Below are 24837 nucleotides of genomic sequence, written 5' to 3'. Positions count from 1 at the left end.
CGCCTCCTGTCCGTCAGCGGGTGCGGTCACCCGACCGGTTCGATCCGGTCGGACAGGTCCAGCGACCAGACGGCGACGCCCGTCAGGCCGAGCCGTTCCGCCAGCGCGACCCGTTCGCGCAGCGAGCGTGCGTCGGACCACCAGAGCACCTCACCGCTCGGCAGGGTCGCGGTCCACTCGCCGACCGTCGCGTCCCAGCGGGCGGTCGCGCCCGCCTTCCGGACCCGGAGCCGGGCCTGGGCGTCGGAGAGCTGACCGGCCGGACGCTTCCCCTTCCAGTGGTAGCCGTACCCGGCGACACCGAGCACGGTCTGGTCGGCGGGAGCGAGGGTCGCGAGCGCGCGGACGGCCTTCGACGACCACGCGAGCGACCCGACCGGGCCGGGTGCGTCCGGCTCCCAGGGGCCGTGCTGGTCGTAGGCCATGAGCGTCAGGTGGTCGAGCGGGGCGCGGAGGGCGCGCACGTCGTAGCCGAGGCGGGCGTACCCGGCGGCCGTGGTCGACGCGGACAGGGCGATGTCGAGCCGGACGTCGTCGCCGACGGCGGCCCGGAGCTCCCGGGCGAAGGCGGTGAGACCGGGCTTCTCGGCCGGGGTCAGCGCCTCGAGGTCGATCATGACCGAGTCCCAGCCGCCCGTGGCCACGTCGGCGGCGAGTGATCGGACGACCCGGGCGCGGTTCGCGGGCGAGGTCAGGAGCTTCCGGGCGATCGGCTCGCTGAAGTCCCCGTCGGCCTCGGAGTAGTTGCTGACGAGCAGCTGCGCGGTGAGCCCGTTGGCGTGTGCCCGGTTGCGCTGGGCCTTGGCAGCGCGCGACGGTGCGGTGACCTTCGTGCCCGTGCGGTTCACCAGCAGCCCGTCGACGCCGACCACGTCCATCGCGGCGGCGTTCGCGTCCACCAGGGCGGTGTCGGCGTTCTCGGGCTGGAAGCCGGTCACGTCGAACCCGTCGGCCCGGGCGGCGGTCGGGACCGTGCAGCCGGCGAGCGCGAGTCCTGCAGTGAGCGCGGCGGCGAGCAGGACCGTCCAGCGGCCCCGGTGGTCGAGCGTCACGCTGGGGGACCGTCCTGCCGTTCGGGGTGGCCGGGTGCCGACCACGGCGGGAGCTCGGCGGACGGGTACCCGCCGTGCTCGTCCGGAGCCCGCAGCATCGGGTTGACCGCACGCAGCCGGATGCCGGAGGTGTCCCCGGCGACCCCGCGGACGGCGTTCGCCAGCAGGAACGCGACGACGTCCGCCGTGCTGCCGTCGGGGTCGTAGCCGTGCCAGGGGCGGTCGTCGCCCTGGGCACGGCGCAGGGCATGGGCGAAGGTCGCGTCGGCGTCGTCGACCTCCACCTCGCAGTCGAGCACGATCCGGAAGCGTGATCCCTCGGCCGGGGACCCGGCGAGGTCCGACGTGGCGCGGGGGTCCGGGTCCTCCGGGTCGAACGACCGGAGCGCCGCCGACGGTGCGGTGCCGAACGCGGCGCGGTACTCGGCCGCCATCCGCCCGGCGTTGCTGAAGTGCCAGTGCTTCGCGACGTCCGCGATGGTGCGACGGTCGGCCGGTGTCATCGACAGCAGGTCGCGGCGGACGCCCTCGAGTCGCACCCCGCGCAGGTACGACGCGGGTGAGGTCTGCAGCTCCCGCCGGAACGCGCTCTGCAGGCCGCGGGTCGACAGGTGTGCGGCGGCGGCGATGTCCGGTACGGAGATCGCTTCGCGGGCGTGGGCGTGTACGAACCGCAGCGCCTCGTGCACGGTGCGGGACAGCCGTGCTCCGCCGTGCTCGGGACCACTCGCCGTGGTCGGTGCCTGGTCCATACGTGGAGGGTACGAGTCGGTCGGGCCGATCGGCCTCCGACGCCACGACGCCGCCGTTATCCGGGGTGCGCGGATGTGGATCGCACCCGTTCGGGGGCCATTGTGGACCCCGGTGAGGGCGCTTATCGTCCAAGAGGTACTCAAACTGTCCCCCTCCGAACAGGGTCGGAGGCACGGGGACAGATCGGAGGATCTGATGAGTGGTTACGAGCGTGCACCGGGGGTCGCCCCGGTCCACATCACCTCTTACCGGGCTCGGGCACGCGCTGCCCGACGCGGGTGGATCGTGCAGTCCGAGGACGATGTCGACCGCGAGCGGTTCACCTTCGCGGACCTCCGCGCCCGGCGAGGGTCGGGCCAGTGAGCAGCGACACCGTCCCGCGGGTCGCCGTCGGCAACGCGCCCCGGACCGCCGAGCGGTGCGGCCGGACCACTGCGGACGCCGTCCGGACGGTGCGTGCCGTGTACGACGGTCGCGACGTCCGGTTCGCGCCCACCGACCGGTTCGCGTTCCGCCACCGGACGGTGCGCCACCACAACGTCGCACTGCTGTCGTCGGCGGTGTCGACGACCACCGCCGCCTCGTTCACGCCGGACGGCACACCGGTGCTGGCGTGGTCGACCGCGGGGTGCCTGCGGGTCGACGACGACGCGCCCACCCGGCCCGGTGTGCCGGTGCTCCTGCCGACGGACCGGCCGTTCACGCTGCTCGTGCCGGCGGGGACCGTCCAGGTCCTGCGGGTCGACCGCGGCTTCCTCGACGCCGTGAACGGGGTCGTGTTCGACCACCGCTTCGCCGGCCGACTGCGATCCCGCCCGGCCGAGGCCGAGGTGTCCCAGCTGCTCGCCCGCATCGATGCGGTCGCCGTCAACGCGCTGCACCCCGACCGCAACCCGGGCGGGCACCTGTCGGCACAGGTGCTGCTGGCCGAGTCCGTCCTGCGGGCCTTCGGCGGCGCGGACGCCGAACCCGACGCGCGGCCGGTGCGCCGGACGGTGAACACCGTGCAGCTCGCACAGGCCTGGCTCGCGGAGCACTGCGACCGGCAGCTCCAGCTCGCGGACGTCTGCGGGGCCGTCGGGGTCAGCTCCCGCACGCTCCAGGAGAACTTCGTGCAGCACGTCGGCGTGAGCCCCATGACGTACCTGCTGCAGGTCCGCCTCGACCGGGTCCGGATCGCGCTCCAGCTCGCCGACGGTGCGCAGACGACGGTGGCCGAGGTCGCGCACCGGTGGGGCTTCCGCCACATGGGGCGGTTCTCGAGCACGTACTTCCAGCGCTTCGACGAGTACCCGAAGAAGACGCTCCAGACGAGCACCTGAACCCTGACGCCCGACGTCTGCCGCCCGACGTCCGTCAGCGCAAGCGGTCCGCCAGGAACGCCGCCTGACGCTCCCAGTGCCGGAAGCCGCCGCCCTCGTGCCCGTTGTACGGGTACACGACGATCTCGCGGTCGGTGGAGCCGAGGGCGTTGAACGCGGCGAAGGTCGTGCGCGGCGGCACGACGTCGTCCATCAGCGCGACCGAGAACAGCGCCGGGGCAGTGATGCCTGCGGCGTGGTTGACCCCGTCCAGGTACGCGGCGGTCGCCCACACGGTGTCGGCCGCGTCGCGGTGGACGGCGAGGTACTGCGCGAGCTCCAGGTACGGCCCGCCGACCGCGACGTCGGTGCCGTTCCGCCAGTCGGCCAGGAACGCCACGTCGGGCAGCACCGCGGCGACCGGTCCGACGTGTGCCTCGACCAGGGCCGCTGCGGCGATCGTGATGCCGCCGCCCTGGCTGCCGCCGGTCAGGGCGATGCGCTCGGGGTCGATCCCGGGCAGCGTGCGCACCGCCTCGACGAGCCGCACGGCGTCGGTGTAGACGCGGCGGTAGTAGTGGTCGGCGGGCGAGCCGATGCCGCTCGTCATCCAGCCGCTGGCGTGCGGTGCGGAGCCGTGCGGGTCCGGGGTGTCGCCGCCGGCCCACCCGGAGCCCTGGCCGCGGGTGTCCATCACCACGTGCACGTACCCGGCGAGGGCCCAGTGCACGCGCTCGCCCGGGCGACCACGGCCACCGCCGTAGCCGAGGAACTCGACGATGACCGGCAGTGCGCCCGGGTCGTCGGTCACGGGACGGTTGACCCACGCGCGCACCGGGTCACCGGCGAACCCGGGGAACGTCAGGTCCTCGACGACGAGCCCGGTCACCGGGGTCTCGGCCGGCACGAGGGTCGTCTCGAACCCCTCGCCCGCGGTCCGGGCGGCGGCGATCGTGTCCGCCCAGAAGGCGTCGAAGTCAGCGGGACGACGGACGTCCGAGCGGTGGGCGCGGAGCGCGTCGAGGGGCAGGTCGGTCAGTGGCATGGGTGTCCTCCGGGGACGATGATGCCCCCGGCGCCCTGGTGGAGGGCGCCGGGGGCGGGGAGTGTCGGATCCGGTGCGTCGGTCAGCGCGCCGCGGCGCGGTACTGCTCGAGCACCTCGGGGTGCGGGTCGGACGGCACGGTGGTCGTCGCGGTGTCCCACGTCGGCAGTGCGCCGGTGAGCGCCCACGCGGCCTGCTTCGCAGCACCCGCGGCGACGTACTCGCCGGGCTCCGGCACCAGGACGTCACGGCCGAACACCTGCGCGGCGACGGCGCGGACCGCCGGGTTCCGCGCAGCGCCGCCGATGAGCAGCAGCCGCTCGACGGTCACCCCGGTGTCCTGCACCGCGGCCAGTCCGTCGGCGAGGGCGCAGAGCATCCCCTCCACGGCCGCCCTGGCCAGGTGCGCCCGGTCGGTGGTCGCCGGCGTCATGCCGAGCAGCGATGCGGTCGCGTCCGGCCGGTTGGGCGTGCGCTCGCCGACGAAGTACGGCACCAGGACGAGGCCGTCGGCCCCGGCCGGCGCCTGCAGCGCCAGCTCGCCGAGTGCGTCGTGGTCGACGCCGAGCAGGCCGCCGATCACCTCGAGCACGCGGGCCGCGTTGAGCGTCGTGACGATCGGGAGGCGCGACCCGGTCCCGTCGGCGAAGCCCGCCACGGTCCCGCTCGGGTCACGCACCTCGGCGTCGCTGACCCCGAAGACCGTGCCGCTCGTGCCCAGGGACACCGCGACGTCACCCGGGCCGAGACCCAGGCCGAGCGCTGCCCCGGCGTTGTCGCCGAGTCCGGCGCCGACGACGAGGCCGGACCGGGCGACCGCGCCGCCGGGCAGCTCGACGTCGGTGGACAGGGTGCCCATCGCCTCGTCGGGAGCGACCACGCGGGGCACGACCACGGCGTCGTCGTCACCCATCGACGCCGGCCGCATCGGCCGCCCGAGCGCGAGCTCGAACAGCTCCGGGTCGTACTCGCGGCGCACCGGGTCCCAGTACGCCGTGCCGCTGGCGTCGGACGCATCCGTCGCCAGGGCGTCGAGGTCGGGTCCGAGCGGGCTCTCGTCCGCCGGTCCGTGGCCGCGGAGCCGCCACGACAGCCAGTCGTGGGGGAGCGCCACGGCCGCGACGCGGGCCGCGTTCTCGGGCTCCGCGTCGCGGAGCCACCGCAGCTTGGTACCGGTGAACGACGCGACCGGCACCAGCCCCGTCCGGGCGACCCACGCCTCCTGGCCGAGGTCGTCGACCATCTGCGCGGCCGCGTCCGCACTCCGGACGTCGTTCCAGAGCAGGGCGTCGCGGACCACGCGGCCGTCGGCGTCGAGCGCGACCATGCCGTGCTGCTGCCCGGCGATCGCGACGGCGGCGACGTCGTCAAGGCCACCGGCGTCCGCGACGGCGGCACCGAGGGCGTCCCACCAGTGGCGGGGGTCGACGGCGGTGCCGTCCGGGTGGGACGCGCGTCCCTCGCGGACGACCGCACCGGTCGCGGCGTCACGGATGGTGACCTTGCAGGACTGGGTCGACGAGTCGACCCCGGCGACGAGCTGGCGCTCGTCCGTGGTGTCAGCCACTTCGGCGGCAGGCCGCCTCAGCGCGCGGGATGCAGCCGCTGGCGCGTCTGCCGTCAATTCCGCGCGCCCATCAAGTGCTCCATCGCGAGCTGCTGCAGGCGGACGAAGCCGAAGCCCTTGCCGCCGAAGTACGCGTCGGCGTCGAAGTCCTCGTAGGCGGAACGGTCGGCGAGGAACGTGTCGTACGACTCGCCGTCGTTCAGCGTCGGCGTCGACAGCTCGCCGACCTTGGAGGCCTCGAGCGCTGCCTGCACCTCGGGGTCGGCGCGGAACGCCTGCGCACGCTCCTTGAGGAGCAGGTACATGCGCATGTTGGCCGACGCGGAGTCCCAGACGCCGGTGATGTCCTCGGTGCGGCTGGGCTTGTAGTCGAAGTGGCGCGGGCCGTCGTACGCCGGGCCGCCCTGCGGGGCGCCGTGCTCGAGCAGGTCGACGAGCGAGAACGCGTTCTGCAGGTCGCCGTGGCCGAACACCAGGTCCTGGTCGTACTTGATGCCGCGCTGACCGTTGAGGTCGATGTGGAAGAGCTTGCCCTGGTAGAGCGCCTGGGCGATGCCGGCCGTGAAGTTCAGGCCCGCCATCTGCTCGTGGCCGACCTCGGGGTTGATGCCGAACAGCTCCGGGCGCTCGAGCGTCTCGGTGAAGGCGATCGCGTGGCCGAGGGTCGGCAGGAGGATGTCGCCGCGGGGCTCGTTCGGCTTCGGCTCGATGGCGAACCGGATGCCGTAGCCCTTGTCGGTGACGTACTGGGCGAGCAGGTTGACGGCCTCGCGGTACCGCTCGAGCGCGGCCTGCACGTCCTTGGCGCTGTCGTACTCGGAGCCTTCGCGGCCACCCCACATCACGAACGTCGACGCGCCGAGCTCGGCGGCGAGGTCGATGTTGCGGAGCACCTTGCGGAGCGCGAAGCGGCGGACCTGCCGGTCGTTCGAGGTGAAGCCGCCGTCCTTGAAGACCGGAGCGGAGAACAGGTTCGTCGTGACCATCGGCACGACGAGCCCGGTCGACTCGAGCGCGCCCTTGAGGCGGTCGATCTGGGTCTGGCGTTCGGCGTCGGTGGAACCGAACGCGAACAGGTCGTCGTCGTGGAAGGTCAGGCCGTAGGCCCCGAGCTCGTCGAGCTTCTCGACCGCCTCGACCACGTCGAGGGCGGGTCGGGTCGGCCCGCCGAAGGGGTCGGAGCCGTTGTAGCCGATGGTCCAGAGACCGAAGGAGAACTTGTCTGCACGGGTGGGCGTCGTTGCCATGGTGGTCACCGTTCGTCGTCGAAACAAAATGTTGCCGCGCCCAACATAAGCGGTAGTGTTGGCTGTGGCAAGCACGTGATCGCAAAGGAGCGAGCGGATGGCAAGTGAGTCGACGGTGCAGCAACGACTGCGGGTCGCGATGGTGGGGCACGGCTTCATGGGAGCCGCACACTCACAGGCGTGGCGGACCGCCCCCAGGTTCTTCGACCTCGGCACCGAGCCGGAGATGGCGGTGATCGTCGGGCGTGATCCCGAACGCACCGAGGCCGCCCGGCAGCAGTACGGCTGGCAGGCGGCGTCCACCGACTGGCGCGCCGTCGTCGCCGATCCGGACATCGACGTGGTCGACGTCGTGTCCCCTGGCTCCTCGCACGTCGAGATCGCGATCGCCGCGCTCCAGGCCGGCAAGCACGTCCTGTGCGAGAAGCCGCTCGCGAACACCGTCGCCGAGGCCGAGGCGATGACCGCCGCCGCCGACGCCGCCCGTGCACAGGGTGTCCGGGCGATGGTCGGGTTCAGCTACCGCCGGGTGCCGGCCATCGCGTTCGCGCGGCAGCTGGTGCAGGACGGCCGGATCGGCACCGTGCGCCAGGTCCGCGCGCTCTACCTGCAGGACTGGTTGGCGGACGAGGACGGCCCGATGACCTGGCGCCTCGACAAGTCGCTCGCCGGCTCCGGTGCGCTCGGGGACATCGGCGCGCACGCCATCGACCTGGTCGAGCACGTCACCGGTGCATCGCTCGCCACCGTCTCCGGCACGCTCGAGACCTTCGTGACCGAGCGTCCGCTGATGGCCGAGGGGGTCGGGCTCTCCGGCACCGCGTCGAGCGAGCGCGGGCAGGTCACCGTCGACGACGCCGCGTTCTTCACCGCACGACTCGACGGCGGCGCGGCCGACGGTGCGATCGGCACGTTCGAGGCCACGCGCTACGCGACCGGGCGGAAGAACGGTCTGACGCTCGAGATCAGCGGGTCCGAGGGCGCGATCCAGTTCGACCTCGAGGCGATGAACGAGCTCCGGCTGTACGAGTCGAACGCCCCGGCGGGGGAGCAGGGGTTCCGCCGCATCCTCGTCACCGAGCCCGAGCACCCCTACATGGCCGCGTGGTGGCCGACCGGGCACCTCATCGGGTACGAGCACACCTTCAGCCACCAGGTGAAGGACTTCGTCGACGCGATCGTCGCCGGCACCGACCCGTCGCCGTCGTTCGCCGACGGCCTGCACGTGCAGCGGGTCCTCGATGCGGTCGAACGCAGCGCCGCCGCCGGCAGCACCTGGACGGCGACCTCGTGAGCGCCGCCGAGCAGACCCGCCAGGCGCTCGTCGTCCGCGGCGGGTGGGACGGCCACCAGCCCGTCGAGACCACCGACCTGTTCGTCCCGTTCCTGCGCGAGAACGGGTTCGAGGTCCGGGTGTCGGACTCGACGGCCGTCTACGCCGACGCCGCCGTCATGGACGAGGTCGACCTGATCGTGCAGGTCGTCACGATGTCGACCATCGCCGACGACGAGTTCGCCGGGCTGCAGCGCGCGGTCCTGGGCGGCGCCGGACTGGCCGGCTGGCACGGCGGCATCGCGGACGCGTTCCGGAACACCGCCGACTACCTGCACATGGTCGGCGGCCAGTTCGCCCACCACGCCGGCAAGCACCCCGACGAGCGCGTCGGGGAACAGTCGGACAACTACATCCCGTACACGGTGCACCTCACCGACCTCGGGCACGAGCACCCGATCACGCAGGGCATCGAGGACTTCGACCTCGTCACCGAGCAGTACTGGGTGCTGTCCGACGAGTACAACGACGTCCTCGCGACCACCACCCAGGACGCGCGCGACTTCGACGCCTGGAACCGCCCGGTCACCGCACCGGCGATCTGGACACGGCAGTGGGGCGAGGGCCGCGTGTTCGTCTCCGCACCAGGGCACCGCCTCGAGGTCGTCGAGTCGCAGCCACTCCGCACCATCATCGAACGGGGACTCCTGTGGGCAGCACGGTGAACGAAGGGGTGCTCCGCGTCGGTGTCGTCGGCGTCGGGGTCATCAGCCAGCAGTACTTCGAGCACTTCCCGGCGCTGCCCGGGTTGTCGCTCGTGGCGGTCGCCGACCTCGACGTCGCCCGTGCCCAGCAGGTCGGTGCGGCACAGGGCGTTCGCGGCACCACCGTGGACGACCTGCTCGCCGCCGACGACGTCGACGTGGTGCTCAACCTGACGATCCCGGCCGCGCACGCCGACATCGCCACCCGGGCCCTCGCCGCGGGCAAGCACGTCTACGGCGAGAAGCCGCTCGCGATGTCCACCGCCGAGGCCGCACCGGTGCTCGAGGCCGCGCGCGCCGCTGGCCTGCGCGTCGGCAGCGCCCCGGACACCGTCCTCGGCACGGGCATCCAGACCGCACGGGCCGCCCTCGACGACGGCGCGATCGGCACTCCGGTCGGCGCCGCCGTCGCCTGGAGCGCACCCGGGCACGAGCTCTGGCACCCCGCGCCGGCGTTCTACTACCAGCCGGGCGGCGGACCGCTCCTCGACATGGGGCCGTACTACCTGACCAGCCTCGTCACGTTCTTCGGGCCGGTCGTCCGGGTCAGCGGCAGCGCCACCCGCTCCACCCGCGAACGGACGATCGCCACCGGGCCGAACGCCGGCACGTCGATCCCGGTCGACATCGACACCCACGTCGTCGCGATCCTCGAGCACGAGAACGGCGTGGTCTCCACCGTGACCGTCTCGTTCGAGGTGTGGGCCACCCGCGCCCCGCTGTTCGAGGTGTACGGCACCGCCGGCACCCTCGGCGTCCCGGACCCGAACCGGTTCTCGGACACCGTGTCGATCGCCACCGCCGACGACCGCTCGTGGCGGGACCTGCCGGTGGCCGCCGGGTACACCGACGCCGGCCGCGGCTACGGCCTCGCCGACATGGCCCACGCGATCGCGACGGACCGGCCGCACCGAGCCTCCGGTGACCTCGCGTTCCACGTGCTTGAGGTCATGGAGGCGGTCTCCGCCGCCGCCCGAGACCACTCGGTCGTCGACGTGCACTCGCGCGTCGAGCGACCCGCCACCGTCCCCGCCGGGTCCGCACCCGGATCCTGGTGACGGAACCCGACCACCGCGAAGAAGGACGACGACGATGACGACGACGGACGCGAGCGACACGACGGAGACGACCCGGGCCTCCAGGCCGGTCACCCTGTTCACCGGACAGTGGGCCGACCTGCCCTTCGAGGAGGTCGCCCGGCTCGCCGGCGAGTGGGGCTACGACGGGCTGGAGATCGCCTGCTGGGGTGACCACCTGGACGTCCGGCGCGCCGCGACGGACCCCTCGTACGTCGCCGAGCGCAAGGCGATCCTGGAACGCAACGGGCTGCAGGTCTGGACGATCGCCAACCACCTGGTCGGCCAGGCCGTGTGCGACGACCCCATCGACCAGCGGCACGAGGACATCGTCCCGCCGCACGTGTGGGGCGACGGCGACCCCGAGGGCGTGCGGCAGCGTGCGGCCGAGGAACTGCAGTGGACCGCCCGTGCCGCCGCGGCGCTCGGCGTGGACACCGTCACCGGCTTCTCCGGCTCGTCGATCTGGAAGACCGTCGCCGGGTTCCCACCCGTGCCCCCGGGGATGATCGACGCCGGGTACCAGGACTTCCACGACCGCTGGTCACCGATCCTCGACGTCTTCGAGGAGGTCGGGGTCCGGTTCGCGCTCGAGGTCCACCCGTCCGAGATCGCCTACGACTACTGGACCGCTGCGCGGACCCTCGAGGTGTTCCGCGACCGGCCGGCGTTCGGGTTCAACTTCGACCCGTCGCACTTCGTCTGGCAGGACCTCGACCCCGCGGCGTTCCTGCTCGACTTCGCCGACCGGGTGTACCACGTGCACTGCAAGGAGTCGGTGAAGCAGCTCGACGGGCGCAACGGTCGGCTGTCCTCGCACCTGCCGTGGGGCGACCCCCGGCGGGGGTGGGACTTCGTCACCGCCGGCCACGGGGACGTGCCGTGGGAGCGGGTGTTCCGCGTGCTGAACCACATCGGGTACACCGGACCGACCAGCGTCGAGTGGGAGGACGCCGGCATGGACCGGCTCGTCGGCGGGCCCGAGGCGCTGGCGTTCGTCCGGCAGCTCGGTACCATCGCGCCGCCGGACGCTTCGTTCGACGCCGCGTTCTCGCAGTCGCGCTGACCGGCCGACGCGGTCGCCGAGGTTTCGCGCTGCGCGACAGTTCACGGGCCCGCCGGTGCGAAACTCGTCGCTCAGCCCGAAACCCCACCCACGACCGCACCCACCACCGAGGAGGACCCATGGCACGGCAGCCCACGGCGACGCCGGGCAACGCCGCGCGCGTCCTCCGGCTCGTCCACGAGGACGGCCCCGTCACCCGCGCCGAGCTCACCCGGCGCACCGGCCTGAACCGCTCGACGATCCTCGCGCTCGTCGGGGAACTCGTCGACGCCGGGCTCGTGCACGAGGAGACCCCCGCCGCAGGGACCCCGGGTGCCGGTGTCGGACGGCCGAGCGGGGTCGTCCGGGCGTCCGCCGACGTCCTCGCCGCCGCGGTCACGGTCGAGATCGACGCGGTCGGGGTCGCCCTCGTCGGCCTCGACGGCACCGTCCGCGACCGGCTGGTCGAGCCGCAGACCACCGTGCCCACCGCGGCGCAGGCGATCGAGGCCGTCGCCCGGGTCCTCGCAGCACTCCTCGCCCGCACCGGACCGGCGGCCCGGATCGTCGGGGTCGGCGTCGCCGTGCCCGGCATCGTCCGGGTCGAGGACGGCACCGTGCGCGACGCCCCGCACCTCGGCTGGCGTGACGAACCCCTCGCCGCACCGCTCGCGGAACGCCTGGGGCTGCCGGTCCGGGCCGCGAACGACGCCAACCTCGGCGCCTGGGCGGAACGGCTGTACGGCAGCGCCCGCGGCGTCGACGACCTCGTCTACCTGAACGGTGGCGCGAGCGGCATCGGCGGCGGGATCGTCAGCGCCGGCCGGCCCTTCAGCGGCGCCGACGGGTACGCGGGCGAGCTCGGGCACACCTTCGTCGCGGCGAACGGGATCCGCTGCCACTGCGGTGCGGTCGGCTGCCTGGAGACCGAGGCCTCACGCTCCGCCCTCACCGCCGTCACCGGGACCCCGCCGGACGACCTCGACGCGCTCGCCGCGGCGCTCGCCGAGGGCCGGCCCGAGGTCGAGCGGGTCGTCGACCGACAGGTCACCGCACTCGCGACCGCGCTCCGGAACGCCATCCACACCGTCGACCCCGAGGTCGTCGTGCTCGGCGGGTTCCTCGGTGCGCTGCTCGGGCACGTCGGCGACCGGGTCGAGACCGACGTCCGGGCGCAGACGATGGCCGCGATGACCGATCGGCTCCGGATCGTCCCGGCGGCACTCGGCCGTGACGTCCTGGTCCGTGGCGCCGCCGAGATCGGCTTCGCGGAGCTGCTGCGCGACGCCACGATGCCGGCGGCACCGGCACCGGCACCGACCCCGGCGACGTGCTCGTCCGGGTCGCCGCCGTGGGTGTCTGCGGCTCCGACGTGCACTACTACCGCCACGGCCGCATCGGCGACTTCGTCGTCGAGGAGCCCCTCGTCCTCGGGCACGAGCTCTCCGGCACGATCGAGGCCGTCGGCGAGGGCGTCGACCCGTCCCGCGTGGGGGAGCGCGTGGCCATCGAGCCGCAGCGCCCCTGCCACCGCTGCGCGCAGTGCCTGGCCGGCCGCTACAACCTCTGCCCGCACATGCGCTTCTACGCGACGCCGCCGGTCGACGGGGCCTTCTCCGAGTTCGTCACCATCGAGGCCGAGTTCGCGCACGTCCTCCCCGACGCCGTCTCGTTCGAGGCCGGCGCGCTCCTCGAGCCCCTGTCCGTCGGCATCGCCGCCGTCCGCAAGGCGGGCATCGTGCCCGGTTCGTCGGTGCTCATCGCCGGTGCCGGTCCGATCGGCATCATCTGCGCCCAGGTCGCGAAGGCCTTCGGTGCGTCGCGCATCGTCGTCAGCGACCTCGTGCCGGAGCGCCGTGCGCGGGCCCTGGAGTACGGCGCCACCGAGGTCGTCGACCCCACCGCCGTGTCCGTCGCGTCCGACATCGTCCCCGTCGACGCGTTCATCGACGCCAGCGGTGCACCCCGAGCGGTGTCGGACGGCATCAAGGCGGTCGGTCCGGCGGGTGCCGCGGTGCTGGTCGGGCTCGGCAACTCCGAGATGACACTGCCGGTCGAGCACATCCAGAACCTCGAGGTCACGGTCACCGGGATCTTCCGGTACACGAACACGTGGCCGGTCGCGATCCAGCTGGTCGCGTCCGGGCAGGTCGACCTCGACTCGCTCGTCACCGGTCGCTTCGGGCTCGACGACGTCCGCGAGGCCCTCGAGAGCGACACCGACCCGGAGTCGCTCAAGTCCGTCGTCTACCCCGGCGGTGTCCCCGCCTGAGCAGGCACGGTGCGGGCTTCGCCGGCCCGGGCCGCGTTGCGCGCCTTGTGCGGCGTTGCAGCCGGGCACGGTGCGCGGAAGCGCGCACCGGGTGACGACGCACGCACGGTGCGGACGGGAGGCCCGGGGCCAGGCCGCCCCGCGCCTCCCGTCCGGCACGTGACCCGGAACGGGGCCACCGCCGCGTCACCGGGACGCGCTACGGTTCGCGCATGACCGCTTCACCGGCCGCCGTCGTGCCGCAGCGCACCGACCGGCGCGCGCTCGTCTCCTGGGCGCTCTGGGACTGGGGTTCCGCCGCGTTCAACGCGGTCGTCACCACCTTCGTGTTCAGCACTTACCTGGCCAGCCGGGCGTTCGTGGACCCGGCGCTCGTCGGCGACACGTCCGCGGCCGGCAAGGCGATCGTGGAACGCGAGCTCGCGCACAACGCGGCCGTCGTGTCCACCGCACTGACCATCGCGGGCATCGTCGTGGCCCTGGTGGCGCCGGCCATGGGGCGGCTCGCGGACTCGTCCGGACACCGCCGTCGGTCGGTCCTCATCGCCACGATCGGCGTCGCGCTGTCGATCGGGGGCATGGTCTTCGTCGCGCCGAGCCAGCCGTACCTGCTGCTCGGAGCGGCCCTGCTCGGCATCGGGACCGTCGCCTACGAGATCGCGAGCGTCGGCTACAACGCCATGATCGGGCAGGTCGCCTCCGGGGAACGCACCGGCCGCGTCTCCGCCATCGGGTGGGCGGCCGGGTACTTCGGCGGGATCGTGCTGCTCGTCCTGCTGCTCGTGCTCTGCATCCAGGACTTCCGGGGCGACGGGGTCGTCGGCGGGCTCCTGCAGTTGCCGGCCACCGTCGCCACCGGGCAGTGGGACGTCCGCGTCGCGATCGGCATCGCCGCCGTCTGGCTGGCCGTCAGTTCGATCCCGCTGTTCCTCACCGTGCCCGAAGCGGTGCCCGACCGCACCCGCGGCGGCGGCGTGTTCAGCGCCTACGCGGACCTCGGCCGGGACATCGCGCGGCTGTGGCGCGAGCGCCGCAACGTCCTCGCGTTCCTGCTCGCCAGCGCGGTGTTCCGCGACGGTGTCGGGGCCGTCTTCACGTTCGGCGGGATCGTCGCCGCGCAGGTGTTCGGGTTCACGCCGTCGCAGGTCATCCTGTTCGCCATCGCCGCGAACGTCGTGGCCGGCATCGCGACGTTCGTCTCCGGACGCCTCGACGACCGGTTCGGGTCGCGTGCGCTCATCATGGTCTCGCTCGTCGGCCTCGCCGTGTGCGGGGTCGGGGTCTTCGCCGCCGGCAACGAGACGCAGTGGTTCTGGGTGCTCGGGCTGACCCTCGCCGTGTTCGTCGGCCCGGTGCAGTCCTCGTCCCGCGCGTACCTGGCGCGGCTGACGACCCCCGGCCGCGAGGGCGAGCTCTTCGGCCTCTACGCCACCACCGGCCGGGCCGCGTCGTTCCTCGCGCCGGCGCTGTTCGGCGTCGCGGTGACCGTCGGTGGGTCGACCCGGTTCGGGATCCTCGGCGTGGTCGTCGTGCTCATCGCCGGGCTGGTGCTGATGGCGTTCGTCAAGCGGGAACCGCAGGGCGCGCGGGCCTGATCCTCGGCGTGCGGGGTCTGCCAGAGCTCCCCGTCAGGCGGCCTGGAGGCGCGGTTCCCGTCCGTCCACAGGCTGCGGTTGTGCGCACGGTTCCGCACAGGGCCGTGGTCGCGTCGGGCGGCCCGGGTCGCGGTGCGCCAGGATGGGGTGCATGACCGACCAGCGCATCGCCGTCGTCGTCCTCGCCGCCGGGCAGGGCACGCGCATGAAGTCGTCCACGCCCAAGGTGCTGCACCGGCTCGCCGGACTGCCGCTCATCGGGCACGTCCTGCGCACGGCGTCGTCGCTCAGCCCCGAGCACGTCGCCGTCGTCGTGCGGCACGAGCGTGACATCGTCGCGGCCGAGGTCGTCGAGCGCGCCCCCGACGCGATCGTCGTCGACCAGGACGACGTCCCCGGCACCGGCCGTGCGGTCGAGGTCGCGGTCGAAGCGCTGCCCGCCGACTTCGACGGCGCCGTCGTGGTGCTGTCCGGCGACGTCCCGCTGCTCGACGCCGCATCGCTCCGGCTCCTCGTCGACGCCCACGTCGGCGGCGGCAACGGCGCGACCTTCGTGAGTGCCATCGCCCCGGACCCGACCGGCCTCGGACGGATCGTGCGCGATGCCTCCGGCGCCTTCGTCAGCGTCGTCGAGCACAAGGACGCGACAGCCGAGCAGCTGACCATCACCGAGGCGAACGCGGGCATCTACGCGTTCGACGTGGCACGCCTCCGGGCGGCCCTGCCGTCGCTCACCACGGCGAACGCCCAGGGCGAGAAGTACATCACCGACGCTCCCGCGCTGATCAGCGAGCGCGGCGGGCGCATCGACGTGGTCACCCTGACCGACCCGTGGCTCGTCGCTGGCATCAACGACCGTGCCCAGCTCTCCGACGCCGCGCGTGAACTCAACGCCCGCATCGTCCGCCGCCACCAGCTCGCCGGCGTCACCGTGCAGGACCCCGCGTCCACCTGGATCGACCTCGACGTCACCATCGAGCCCGACGCCGAGGTCCTGCCCGGCACCCAGCTCATCGGCGCCACCGCGATCGCCGCCGGTGCCGTCGTCGGACCGGACACCACGCTGCGCGACACCGAGGTCGGCGCCCGCGCCACCGTGAACCGCGTCGACGCCACCCTCGCCGTGATCGGGGACGGTGCCTCGGTGGGCCCGTTCGCCTACCTGCGGCCGGGCACGATCCTCGGTGACGACGGCAAGATCGGCACCTTCGTCGAGACGAAGAACGCCCGGATCGGGCGGGGCAGCAAGGTCCCGCACCTGTCCTACATCGGCGACGCCGAGGTAGGCGAGGACTCGAACATCGGCGCGAACACCATCACCGCGAACTACGACGGCGTGCACAAGCACCGCACCGAGGTCGGCTCGAACGTGCGTACAGGCTCGCACAACGTGTTCGTCGCCCCCGTTAGGATTGGTGACGGTGCGTACACCGGCGCCGGGACCACCGTCCGCAAGGACGTTCCGGCAGGATCGCTCGCGATCAGCTACGCCCCACAGCGCAACACCGACGGATGGGTCGAGGAACACCGACCCGGCACACCGGCGGCCGAGGCTGCTCGGCTCGCGAACGGCGAATAGATCCCGGCGACCACCCGTCGCCGACATCGACCCCTCGTGGGTCAGGGAGTGAGCACCGCACTTGTCCGGAATCAAGACAACCGGCCAGAAACGACTCGTCCTCGTCTCGGGGCGAGCACACCCGGCGCTCTCTGCCGAGATCGCGGAGGAGCTCGGGGTCGACCTCGTGCCGACCGATGCCCGGACCTTCGCGAACGGTGAGCTCTACGCCCGCTTCGACGAGTCGGTCCGTGGCTGCGACGCCTTCGTCATCCAGTCGCACACCGCGCCGATCAACGAGTGGCTCATGGAGCAGCTCATCATGGTCGACGCGCTGAAGCGTGCCTCGGCGAAGCGCATCACGGTCGTGGCGCCGTTCTACCCGTACGCCCGACAGGACAAGAAGGGCCGTGGCCGCGAGCCGATCTCAGCCCGCCTCGTCGCCGACCTGTTCAAGGCCGCCGGCGCACACCGCATCATGAGCGTCGACCTGCACGCCGCGCAGATCCAGGGCTTCTTCGACGGCCCCGTCGACCACCTGTTCGCCATGCCGGTGCTGCTCGAGCGCTTCCGCCAGATCCTCGACCCGAAGACGCTCACCGTCGTGTCGCCCGACATGGGCCGCGTCCGTGTCGCCGACATCTGGTCCGAGAAGCTCGGCGCCCCGCTCGCCATCATCCACAAGCGCCGCGACCCGCTCGTGCCGAACCAGGTCTCGGTGCACGAGATCGTCGGTGACGTCAGCGGCCGCGTGTGCCTGCTCGTCGACGACCTCATCGACACCGGCCGCACGATCGCCAAGGCTGCCGAGGCGCTCAAGAACGCCGGCGCCACGGGAGTCGTCGTCGCCGCGACCCACGCCGTGTTCTCCGACCCCGCCACCGAGCTGCTGCAGAGCGAGTTCATCGACCGCGTGGTCGTGACGGACACCCTGCCCCTGCCGATGGACAAGCGCTGGGACCGCCTCGAGGTCCTGCCGATCGCCCCGCTCATCGCCCGTGCCATCCACGAGGTCTTCGACGACGGTTCCGTGACGTCGATGTTCGACGGCGCAGCGTAGCGGAGCCGTCGAACCATGGGCACAGCCGACGGCGCAGGACCATCTCCGCGACGTGACGTGTCCCGTTGCCCGTGGTGACCCACCCCGCGCGTGACGCCCTCGCGGCCCGGCTCCGGGCCGCGGGGAGCGTCTTCGCCGAGGACGAAGCCGACCTGTTGCTCGAGGCCGGTGACGGTGAGCCGGTGCGGCTCCGGAGCCTCGTGCAGCGTCGGCTGGCCGGTGAGCCGCTCGAGTACGTGCTCGGCTGGGCCGCCTTCGACGGGCACCGCATCCGGGTGGCCCCCGGGGTCTTCGTGCCGCGAGCCCGCACCACCGTCGTCGTCGAGCAGGCTGCGCGTCGGCTGCAGCGCTACGACCGGGTGGTCGACCTGTGCTGCGGCGCCGGTGCGATCTCGGTGGCCCTGTTCGGTCGGGTCGGCGCGCTCGACCTCGTCGCCACGGACATCGACCCGGACGCCGTCGACGTCGCGGCCGAGAACATCGGCGACCGCGGCATCGTCGTCGCCGGTGACCTGTTCACCCCGCTGCCCGATCGGTTCCGTGGAGCCGTGGCGGTCATCGCGGTGAACGCCCCCTACGTGCCGACGGCCTCGATCGAGCTCATGCCGGCCGAGGCCCGCGAGCACGAGCACCGTGTCGCCCTCGACGGTGGTGCGGACGGCCTCGACCTGCACCGCCGGATCGCTGCGGGCGCGGGGGAGTGGCTCCGCCCCGGTGGTGCCGTGGTCATCGAGGTGTCCGAGGCCCAGGCCGAGGCGTCCGCCGCTGCGTTCACGGCCGCCGGCTTCTCCACCGTGGTCGAGCGGGACGCCGAGGTCGACGGCACCTGCGTCGTCGCGACCCTGCCCGCCTGACCCCGGTCTGCCCGCCTGCCCCTGGTCTGCCTTCCTGGTCCTGGTGCCGAGTGGTCAGGACATGCCGCTCAGGTTCGTCGAGGCGGCACGAAGTGTCGCCTGCGCGTCCGCGAACCGACGCTTTCTGCACCCCTGGCGCGACGCACGTGGCGTGTCGCGCGACCAGGGTGAGGGGCGGGGCGGGCTGTCACCGGGCCTCCAGGCCGTCGGGTGACCGGAGCGCGCCGGCACCGAGCGGTCACGACATGCCGCTCAGGTTCGCCGAGGCGGCACGAAGTGTCGCCCGGGCGCCCACGAACCGACGCTTTCTGCGACCTCGACCGGCGTGAGCGGGCGTGTCGCAGACCGCTCCCGGAGCGTCAGCGCGCGTCGACCGTCACCGTGTGCCAGCCCGTCGCGCCGTTCGGCGCCGGTGGCCGGTCCACGCTCGTCTGCACTTCGCCGTCCGCACTGGTCGCGCGCACCTCGATGCGGTGCGAGCCGGCGGTCGGCGTCCAGCGCACCACCCACTGCCGCCAGGTGTCCGCGGAGACCGAGTCGGCGAGTTCGGCGCGCTGCCAGTCGCCGCCTCCGACGCGGACCTCGACAGCCTTCACGCCCTTGTGCGGCTGCCACGCGACCCCCGCGATCGCGACCGGCTTACCCGCGGTCACGGTCGACCCGTTCCGCGGGGTGTCGATGCGGGACTCGAGCTTGACCGGGCCACGCTCCGACCAGCCGCGCGGGGTCCAGTAGCCCTGCGCGTCGGCGAACCGGGTGACCTCGAGCTCGGTGACCCACTTCGTCGCCGAGACGTACCCGAACAGGCCCGGCACGACCATCCGCACCGGGAACCCGTGCTCGGTCGGCAGGGGCTCGCCGTTCATCCCGACCGCGAGCAGCGCCGCGGTGCCGTCGTCCTGCAGCACGTCGAGCGGGGTGCCGGCGGAGAACCCGTCGATGCTCCGTGAGAGGACCATGTCGGCATCGCCCGTCGGACGTGCACGGGCGAGGAGCTCCCGGATGGGGTAGCCCAGCCAGCGGGCCGTGCCGATGAGGTCACCGCCGACCTCGTTCGACACGCAGCTCAGGGTTGCCACGTGCTCCTCGAGGGGCAGCGCGAGCAGCTCGTCCCACGTCAGCGTGATCTCGTTCTCGACCGCGCCGTGGATGCGGAGCGACCAGTCGGCGGGGTCGACCTGCGGCACGCGCAGGGCCGTGTCGATCCGGTAGAAGTCGGCGTTCGGCGTGATGTACGGGGTGATGCCGTCGACGTCGAGCGACGCACCCGCGGGGACCGCCGGCGCAGCGGTCGCCGAGGCGGGCAGCCGGATGGCTCGCCTCGCAGCAGCGGCCGCCTGCATCGCGGACGACCCCAGCCGGGAGGCGGTGCCCACCACGACCGCGACGGTCGCCGTCGCAACGCCCCAGACCAGGAACGTGCGGCGCTCCGCCGAGGCGGGTCGCGGTGCCGCCGTCGGCACGGTCGCCGCGGCCTCCCACCGGCGCAACCGCTGGAGCAGCAGGCGCAGGACGACCACCGCCGCCGCGATGCCGAGGACCGTCGGGGCGCCGTCGAGGGTCCCGCTGCCCGAGCGGGTGCTGACGGCAAGCAGCGCCAGCACACCACCGGCGGCGAACACGAGGGCACCGAAGGGCGGTCGTGCACGTTCGAGGACACCGGCACCGGCGCTGATCGCGATGACGATCACCGTCATGAGCACGAACAGGGCGACCTTGTCCCCGGTGCCGAACACGGCGACCATGAAGTCCTTCGCACCCGGGGGAGCGAGGTCGATGACGGCGGACCCGACGGAGACCAGCGGGCTACCAGCTCCGCCGAGCAGCAGCGCGCCGAACTCGGCGACACCGAGGAACGCGGCGGCGGCCACGACGCCGACGATCGCGGCGATCAGCGTCCAACGTCGGGTCGAAGGGGCATCGGGCCCGCCCTGGCCGTCCGACGGACCCGCCGTCGGTTGGCCGATCGGTTCTTCCGTCGTCTCGGTGGTCACCGCCCGAGCGTAGGTCGCCCGGCCGCTCGTGGGCTGTGTGTGCGCGCTTCCCCGCGCGTTCATCGGGTTCGGCCAGCAGGTGGCGCGCGGCTCGTGGGAGGATCGGACCGTGCTGCAGCGTCCGGATGGTGTCCCGCGGTCCGGTCGTGCCCGCGGTGCCGGGCGGACACCGATGTCTCCGGCACGTCGACTCGCCACCCTGCGCTGGGTCATCGTCGTCGTCTGGCTGGTCCTCCTGATCACCCGGATCGTCGTGGTCTCGACGGCGCCGGGCGTCGACCTCTCCTGGTACGGCATCGTCGAGTTCGGCGCGATCGCGCTCGGCGTCGTGGTCATCGTGGTCGCCGTCGTGCGGACCGCGACGGCACGGCGGCGGCAGGCGGACGAGGCCCTCGCGCTCGCCATCCGGCGGATCGACCCGACGGTGTGGCTCGTGCCGGCGGCGCCGACGCCCGAACTCCGTGGCGTCGTCGACGAAGTCCGTCCGGACACCCACCTCGGTTCGCGCGTGACCTGGGCCTTCGGCGCCACCGAGGCCTCCCTGTGGGAACTCGACGAACGGCGGGCGACCCGGCTGCTCGTGATCCGGTGGAGTCGTGTCGTGCACGTCGGACTCGAAGACGTGGCGGACGGCGTCGACGGCTCGGACGGCTCGGGGCGAGACGGTGGCTCCGAGCGCCCTGGCCGTTCCGCTGGCGCTCGCCGCGCGTGTGCGGTGGCGATCCACCACGTACGACCGGACGACACCCCCGCGGTGGCGACGTTCTTCGTCCGGACCGCCCCCGGTTCGCGTCGGCTGCTCGGTCGCGGTCCACGGCTGGACCGGCTCGTCGCCGACCTGGCGCGGGAACGCATCGTCGCCTGACGCAGCGGAGGGCCCCGGGTTCAGCGAGGCCCTCCTTGCCGATCCCGCACCGACCTCCGTGGTCGGCAGCGGGTGCGGTCGTCAGTGCGTGGACGGCTCCTGCTCGACCTCGCGGCGGTCGTCGTCGGACCACAGCGTGTGGAAGGTGCCGTCCTTGTCGATGCGCTGGTAGGTGTGTGCGCCGAAGAAGTCGCGCTGGCCCTGGATCAGCGACGCCGGCAGACGGTCGGACGCGAGCGAGTCGAAGTACGACAGCGCGGACGAGAAGCCCGGCGCGGGCACGCCCGACGCAGCCGCGATGCCGACGATGCGGCGCCAGGCGGCTTCGCCCTCGGCCACCGCGTTCGCGAAGTACGGGTCGACCAGCAGCGACTCGAGCTTCGGGTTCTCGGCGTACGCCTCGACGATGCGGTTCAGGAACTGAGCGCGGATGATGCAGCCACCCCGCCAGATCTTCGCGACGTTGCCGAGGTCGATGTCCCAGCCGTACTCCTTCGCCCCGGCGATGATGAGGTCGAAGCCCTGTGCGTACGCGACGACCTTCGAGGCGTACAGCGCCGCACGCACGTCGTCGGCGAAGGTGTCCGGCACCTCGGCGATTTGCGGACGGTTCTTGACCGACTGCTGCACGGCGGCACGCTGCGTCGGCTTCGACGACACGGCGCGGGCGAACACGGCTTCGCCGATACCCGAGACAGGGATGCCCAGGCCCACGGCGTTCTGCACGGTCCAGACGCCGGTGCCCTTCGAGCCGGCCGCGTCACGGATGACGTCGACGAGCGGCTTGCCGGTGTCGGCGTCGCGCTGCTTGAGGACCTCGCCGGTGATCTCGATCAGGTAGGACTCGAGGTCGCCCTTGTTCCACTCGTCGAAGACCTGCACCAGGTCCTCCACCGAGAGCCCGCCGACGCGACGGAGCAGGTCGTACGACTCGGCGATGAGCTGCATGTCGGCGTACTCGATGCCGTTGTGCACCATCTTGACGAAGTGCCCGGCGCCGTCGGTACCGATGTGTGTCACGCACGGTTCGCCTTCGGCCACCGCAGCGATCGACTTCAGGATCGGCCCGAGCGTCTCCCAGGCCTCCTTCGAGCCACCGGGCATGATCGATGGACCCTTGAGGGCGCCCTCTTCACCACCGGAGATGCCCGTACCGACGAAGTTCAGGCCCTTCTCGCGCAGGTCGTGCTCACGTCGGATGGTGTCGTGGAAGTTCGCGTTGCCGCCGTCGACGATGATGTCGCCCGGTTCGAACCGTTCGGCGAGCTGACCGATCACGGCATCGGTGCCCTTGCCGGCCTGCACCATGATGATGGCGGTCCGGGGCTTCGACAGCGAGGCGACGAACCCGTCGATGTCCTCGGACGCGATGAACCCGGCGTCGCCGTGCTCCTGGAGCAGCTCCTCGGTGCGGGCGTAGGTGCGGTTGTAGACCGCCACCGTGTTGCCTTCGCGCGATGCGAGGTTGCGGGCGAGGTTCGAGCCCATCACTGCGAGTCCGACGACTCCGATGTTCGCCTGACCGTTGTTGTCTGCCACGAGGGCCTCCTTTGTCCTGACGTTGGCGCCCAACCTACGACCGGCGGTCTGGGATCGCACAGGTGTTGCGGGAACTGGGGACCAGAGTTCACCGGATCAATACTGTGGAGGGATGAGCGAGCTCGCTGTCCACCCGCCCGTCCTCGTGATGGGGGTCTCCGGCTCCGGCAAGTCCACCATCGGCCAGGCGCTCACCGACGCCCTGGTCGCGCAGGGCGAACCGTGCGTCTTCGTCGACGCCGACGACCTGCACCCGGTCGCCAACAAGGAGAAGATGCGGCAGGGCATCCCGCTCACCGACGAGGACCGTTGGCCGTGGCTCGACGCCTGCGCCGCGCGGATCGCCGCGGTCGAATCGGACGGCTCCCGGTGCGTGATGGCGAACTCGGCGCTCAAGCGCGCCTACCGGGACCGTCTGCGCGAGTCCGCGCCGGGTCTCGTCATCGCCTTCCTCGACGGGACGCGCGACCTGATCGCCGAACGGCAGTCCCACCGCCAGCACGAGTACATGCCGACGACGCTGCTCGACTCGCAGTTCGCGACCCTCGAGCGGCCGCAGCCCGACGAGGCCGCCGTCGCGTTGTCGATCGGCGGATCGGTCGACGACACCGTGCGGGAGATCCTCGCGGCGCTCGCGGTCACCACCGCCTGACGGGCGTCCCGTTCAGATACCACTCTTGATACCATCGACCCCATGGCCATGACCCTCCGACTCGACGACGACGAGGCAGCGGCGTTGCGCAAGCGTGCTGACCTCGAGGAGCGCTCGATGCAGGACGTCGCCCGCGCCGCCATCCGCGAGTACGTCGAGCAGCACAGCCGCAGCGATCTGATCGACGGCATCCTCGACCGAGAACTCCCGCGCTACGCCGAGGCGCTCGAACGACTCGGCAAGTGATCCACCTCACGACCGACGAGGCGTTGCACGTCGCTCGTCGGACCCTGGGGGCTGACTCCGCGATCCGCGACGTCGGGCTGCTCGAGGCGGCGGTCGCGCGACCTGCCGCGTCGGTGGGCGGGAACGACGCCTACCCGACGCTGGTCGAGAAGGCGGCGGCGCTCGTCCACTCCGCCGTCCGGAACCACGCCCTGGTCGACGGCAACAAGCGCCTCGGGCTGATGCTGCTCGTGGTCTTCCTCGGCGTGAACGGCGTCCGGCTCCACGCCTCGAACGATCAGGCGTACGACTTCATCGTCGCGATCGCCGAGGGGGAACTCGATGCCGTGCCGGAGATCGCTGCTGCTCTGACCGCGATGGTCTCGGACGCCTGATCGGCCGCTGGAACGGACAGCGGTCAGCGATCAGCGCCGCACCGCACTGATCGCCCCGTGCGGCCGGTGTTCCGGAGCCGAACGGGTGTGGACGTCCACGACCTCGAACCCCGCTTTTTCCAGCAGCGCCGCCAGGGACGCGACCGGCCAGCGGTACGCGGTGACGACGGCGTGGTCGAAGGCCTCGACCGCGGGACCCTCGAAGAACCCGAGCAGCAGCCCACCGCCGGGGGTGAGCACCCGACGGAACTCGGCGAGTGCCCCAACGATCCGCGACGGTTCGTGGTGGATCACCGAGTACCAGGCCAGGACCCCGTCGACGCTGCCGTCCGCGAGCGGGAGCGCGTCGAGCGACGCGACCCGGAAGTCGATGTCCGCGTCCACCGCGCCGTGCGTCCGTCGTGCGTGCTCGACGAACTCCGGCACCGCGTCGATGCCGCTGACACGGTGCCCCTGCCGTGCGAGGTGCGCCGTCCAGTGACCGGGGCCGCACCCGGCGTCGACCAGGGGACCGCTGCGACCGGCTGCCCAGGCGTCGACGAGGGCTCGGTCGTCGGGGTGGACGGCGTCCATCGACCCGAGCAGCGCCGCGTACTCGTCAGCTCGAGCGCTGTACGCCGCCGTCACCCGCTCCGTCATGCGCCCGACCGTACCGCCGCAGCGCCGAATCGTGCGAGGTTCCGTGTTGCGTGCGACCCGGCACCC

Annotated in this window: 22 protein-coding genes and 1 pseudogene; 15 read left to right on the top strand and 8 right to left on the bottom strand. The window is 72.5% G+C overall.

Features of this window, described 5'->3' with window-relative positions:
• Positions 1-26: 26 nt before the first annotated feature.
• Both DEJ02_RS15015 and DEJ02_RS15010 read right to left on the bottom strand, forming a co-directional pair.
• Positions 27-1052, bottom strand: coding sequence for a glycosyl hydrolase family 18 protein (locus DEJ02_RS15015; RefSeq protein ID WP_111033619.1), 1026 nt, complete (start codon positions 1050-1052; stop codon positions 27-29).
• A complete protein-coding gene (locus DEJ02_RS15010) occupies positions 1049-1804 on the bottom strand; it encodes an AraC family transcriptional regulator (RefSeq protein ID WP_111033618.1) in 756 nt (251 codons plus the stop codon). Before DEJ02_RS15010 ends, DEJ02_RS15015 begins: the two co-directional genes overlap by 4 nt.
• A gap of 360 nt (positions 1805-2164) precedes the next feature.
• On the opposite strand from DEJ02_RS15010, the gene DEJ02_RS18610 reads away from it, so the two are divergent.
• Complete coding sequence (locus tag DEJ02_RS18610) at positions 2165-3127, top strand: AraC family transcriptional regulator (protein ID WP_220038391.1); 963 nt, start codon at positions 2165-2167, stop codon at positions 3125-3127.
• 34 nt (positions 3128-3161) lie between these two features.
• Here DEJ02_RS18610 and DEJ02_RS14995 read toward each other — a convergent pair whose 3' ends face one another.
• The 3 genes from DEJ02_RS14995 to xylA form a co-directional block, all read right to left on the bottom strand.
• Complete coding sequence (locus DEJ02_RS14995; RefSeq protein WP_111033616.1) at positions 3162-4151, bottom strand: acetylxylan esterase; 990 nt, start codon at positions 4149-4151, stop codon at positions 3162-3164.
• A gap of 82 nt (positions 4152-4233) precedes the next feature.
• Positions 4234-5718, bottom strand: a complete 1485-nt coding sequence (xylB, locus tag DEJ02_RS14990; RefSeq protein WP_111033615.1) for a xylulokinase — start codon at positions 5716-5718, stop codon at positions 4234-4236.
• Positions 5719-5771: 53 nt separating this feature from the next.
• Positions 5772-6965, bottom strand: coding sequence for a xylose isomerase (gene xylA / locus DEJ02_RS14985; protein WP_111033642.1), 1194 nt, complete (start codon positions 6963-6965; stop codon positions 5772-5774).
• Between the two features lie 97 nt (positions 6966-7062).
• On the opposite strand from xylA, the gene DEJ02_RS14980 reads away from it, so the two are divergent.
• From DEJ02_RS14980 to DEJ02_RS14935, 10 genes and pseudogenes are all read left to right on the top strand, one after another.
• The gene (locus DEJ02_RS14980) at positions 7063-8259 is read left to right on the top strand and encodes a Gfo/Idh/MocA family protein (RefSeq protein ID WP_253183721.1); all 1197 of its coding nucleotides are present in this window, start codon (positions 7063-7065) and stop codon (positions 8257-8259) included.
• A complete protein-coding gene (locus DEJ02_RS14975) occupies positions 8256-8963 on the top strand; it encodes a ThuA domain-containing protein (protein ID WP_110865025.1) in 708 nt (235 codons plus the stop codon). The genes DEJ02_RS14980 and DEJ02_RS14975 overlap by 4 nt, the downstream gene beginning before the upstream one ends.
• Positions 8948-10060, top strand: coding sequence for a Gfo/Idh/MocA family protein (locus tag DEJ02_RS14970; protein WP_111033614.1), 1113 nt, complete (start codon positions 8948-8950; stop codon positions 10058-10060). The genes DEJ02_RS14975 and DEJ02_RS14970 overlap by 16 nt, the downstream gene beginning before the upstream one ends.
• Before the next feature lie 34 nt (positions 10061-10094).
• Positions 10095-11144, top strand: a complete 1050-nt coding sequence (locus DEJ02_RS14965; RefSeq protein WP_071405218.1) for a sugar phosphate isomerase/epimerase — start codon at positions 10095-10097, stop codon at positions 11142-11144.
• A gap of 119 nt (positions 11145-11263) precedes the next feature.
• Positions 11264-12322: pseudogene (locus DEJ02_RS14960) on the top strand (ROK family protein); the annotation flags it as partial.
• A 131-nt stretch (positions 12323-12453) separates the two neighbouring features.
• Complete coding sequence (locus DEJ02_RS14955; RefSeq protein WP_375342370.1) at positions 12454-13395, top strand: NAD(P)-dependent alcohol dehydrogenase; 942 nt, start codon at positions 12454-12456, stop codon at positions 13393-13395.
• Between the two features lie 212 nt (positions 13396-13607).
• Complete coding sequence (locus tag DEJ02_RS14950) at positions 13608-14990, top strand: MFS transporter (RefSeq protein ID WP_071405221.1); 1383 nt, start codon at positions 13608-13610, stop codon at positions 14988-14990.
• Positions 14991-15141: 151 nt separating this feature from the next.
• Positions 15142-16569 carry a bifunctional UDP-N-acetylglucosamine diphosphorylase/glucosamine-1-phosphate N-acetyltransferase GlmU gene (gene glmU, locus DEJ02_RS14945; RefSeq protein ID WP_111033613.1) on the top strand — a complete coding sequence of 476 codons (1428 nt, stop codon included), beginning with the start codon at positions 15142-15144 and terminating at the stop codon, positions 16567-16569.
• A 61-nt stretch (positions 16570-16630) separates the two neighbouring features.
• Positions 16631-17608 carry a ribose-phosphate diphosphokinase gene (locus tag DEJ02_RS14940; RefSeq protein WP_027464468.1) on the top strand — a complete coding sequence of 326 codons (978 nt, stop codon included), beginning with the start codon at positions 16631-16633 and terminating at the stop codon, positions 17606-17608.
• A gap of 74 nt (positions 17609-17682) precedes the next feature.
• Positions 17683-18462, top strand: coding sequence for a putative protein N(5)-glutamine methyltransferase (locus DEJ02_RS14935; protein WP_309147175.1), 780 nt, complete (start codon positions 17683-17685; stop codon positions 18460-18462).
• Positions 18463-18821: 359 nt separating this feature from the next.
• Here DEJ02_RS14935 and DEJ02_RS14930 read toward each other — a convergent pair whose 3' ends face one another.
• Positions 18822-20456, bottom strand: a complete 1635-nt coding sequence (locus tag DEJ02_RS14930) for a molybdopterin-dependent oxidoreductase (RefSeq protein ID WP_111033611.1) — start codon at positions 20454-20456, stop codon at positions 18822-18824.
• A gap of 109 nt (positions 20457-20565) precedes the next feature.
• On the opposite strand from DEJ02_RS14930, the gene DEJ02_RS14925 reads away from it, so the two are divergent.
• Positions 20566-21321 (top strand): hypothetical protein, encoded by a 756-nt coding sequence (locus DEJ02_RS14925; protein WP_146249300.1) that lies wholly within the window; start codon positions 20566-20568, stop codon positions 21319-21321.
• An 81-nt stretch (positions 21322-21402) separates the two neighbouring features.
• Here DEJ02_RS14925 and gndA read toward each other — a convergent pair whose 3' ends face one another.
• Positions 21403-22860 carry an NADP-dependent phosphogluconate dehydrogenase gene (gene gndA / locus DEJ02_RS14920; protein WP_027464472.1) on the bottom strand — a complete coding sequence of 486 codons (1458 nt, stop codon included), beginning with the start codon at positions 22858-22860 and terminating at the stop codon, positions 21403-21405.
• A gap of 112 nt (positions 22861-22972) precedes the next feature.
• Between gndA and DEJ02_RS14915 the strand changes: the two genes are divergently transcribed.
• From DEJ02_RS14915 to DEJ02_RS14905, 3 genes are read left to right on the top strand one after another with little or no spacing between them, the layout of a single operon-like run.
• On the top strand, positions 22973-23512 hold the full coding sequence (locus DEJ02_RS14915; RefSeq protein WP_111033609.1) for a gluconokinase: 540 nt from the start codon (positions 22973-22975) through the stop codon (positions 23510-23512).
• A 42-nt stretch (positions 23513-23554) separates the two neighbouring features.
• Positions 23555-23758 carry a ribbon-helix-helix protein, CopG family gene (locus tag DEJ02_RS14910; protein ID WP_175330845.1) on the top strand — a complete coding sequence of 68 codons (204 nt, stop codon included), beginning with the start codon at positions 23555-23557 and terminating at the stop codon, positions 23756-23758.
• Positions 23755-24132 carry a type II toxin-antitoxin system death-on-curing family toxin gene (locus DEJ02_RS14905; protein WP_111033608.1) on the top strand — a complete coding sequence of 126 codons (378 nt, stop codon included), beginning with the start codon at positions 23755-23757 and terminating at the stop codon, positions 24130-24132. The genes DEJ02_RS14910 and DEJ02_RS14905 overlap by 4 nt, the downstream gene beginning before the upstream one ends.
• Positions 24133-24162: 30 nt before the next feature.
• On the opposite strand, the gene DEJ02_RS14900 is transcribed toward DEJ02_RS14905, so the two are convergent.
• Positions 24163-24771: a class I SAM-dependent methyltransferase gene (locus DEJ02_RS14900; RefSeq protein ID WP_111033607.1), complete on the bottom strand. Its 609-nt coding sequence runs from the start codon at positions 24769-24771 to the stop codon at positions 24163-24165.
• Positions 24772-24837: the final 66 nt, after the last annotated feature.

The sequence above is a fragment of the Curtobacterium sp. MCLR17_042 genome, from assembly GCF_003234695.1.
GTDB classification, from domain to species: Bacteria; Actinomycetota; Actinomycetes; order Actinomycetales; family Microbacteriaceae; genus Curtobacterium; species Curtobacterium flaccumfaciens.
This window is presented reverse-complemented; position numbering and strand designations above follow the sequence as displayed.

Coding starts and splice junctions, on each gene's coding strand:
- DEJ02_RS15010 (WP_111033618.1), bottom strand. CDS start 1,804: ATGGACCAGGCACCGACCACGGCGAGTGGTCCCGAGCACGGCGGAGCA.
- DEJ02_RS14995 (WP_111033616.1), bottom strand. CDS start 4,151: ATGCCACTGACCGACCTGCCCCTCGACGCGCTCCGCGCCCACCGCTCG.
- xylA (WP_111033642.1), bottom strand. CDS start 6,965: ATGGCAACGACGCCCACCCGTGCAGACAAGTTCTCCTTCGGTCTCTGG.
- DEJ02_RS14980 (WP_253183721.1), top strand. CDS start 7,063: ATGGCAAGTGAGTCGACGGTGCAGCAACGACTGCGGGTCGCGATGGTG.
- DEJ02_RS14965 (WP_071405218.1), top strand. CDS start 10,095: ATGACGACGACGGACGCGAGCGACACGACGGAGACGACCCGGGCCTCC.
- DEJ02_RS14950 (WP_071405221.1), top strand. CDS start 13,608: ATGACCGCTTCACCGGCCGCCGTCGTGCCGCAGCGCACCGACCGGCGC.
- glmU (WP_111033613.1), top strand. CDS start 15,142: ATGACCGACCAGCGCATCGCCGTCGTCGTCCTCGCCGCCGGGCAGGGC.
- DEJ02_RS14915 (WP_111033609.1), top strand. CDS start 22,973: ATGAGCGAGCTCGCTGTCCACCCGCCCGTCCTCGTGATGGGGGTCTCC.
- DEJ02_RS14910 (WP_175330845.1), top strand. CDS start 23,555: ATGGCCATGACCCTCCGACTCGACGACGACGAGGCAGCGGCGTTGCGC.
- DEJ02_RS14900 (WP_111033607.1), bottom strand. CDS start 24,771: ATGACGGAGCGGGTGACGGCGGCGTACAGCGCTCGAGCTGACGAGTAC.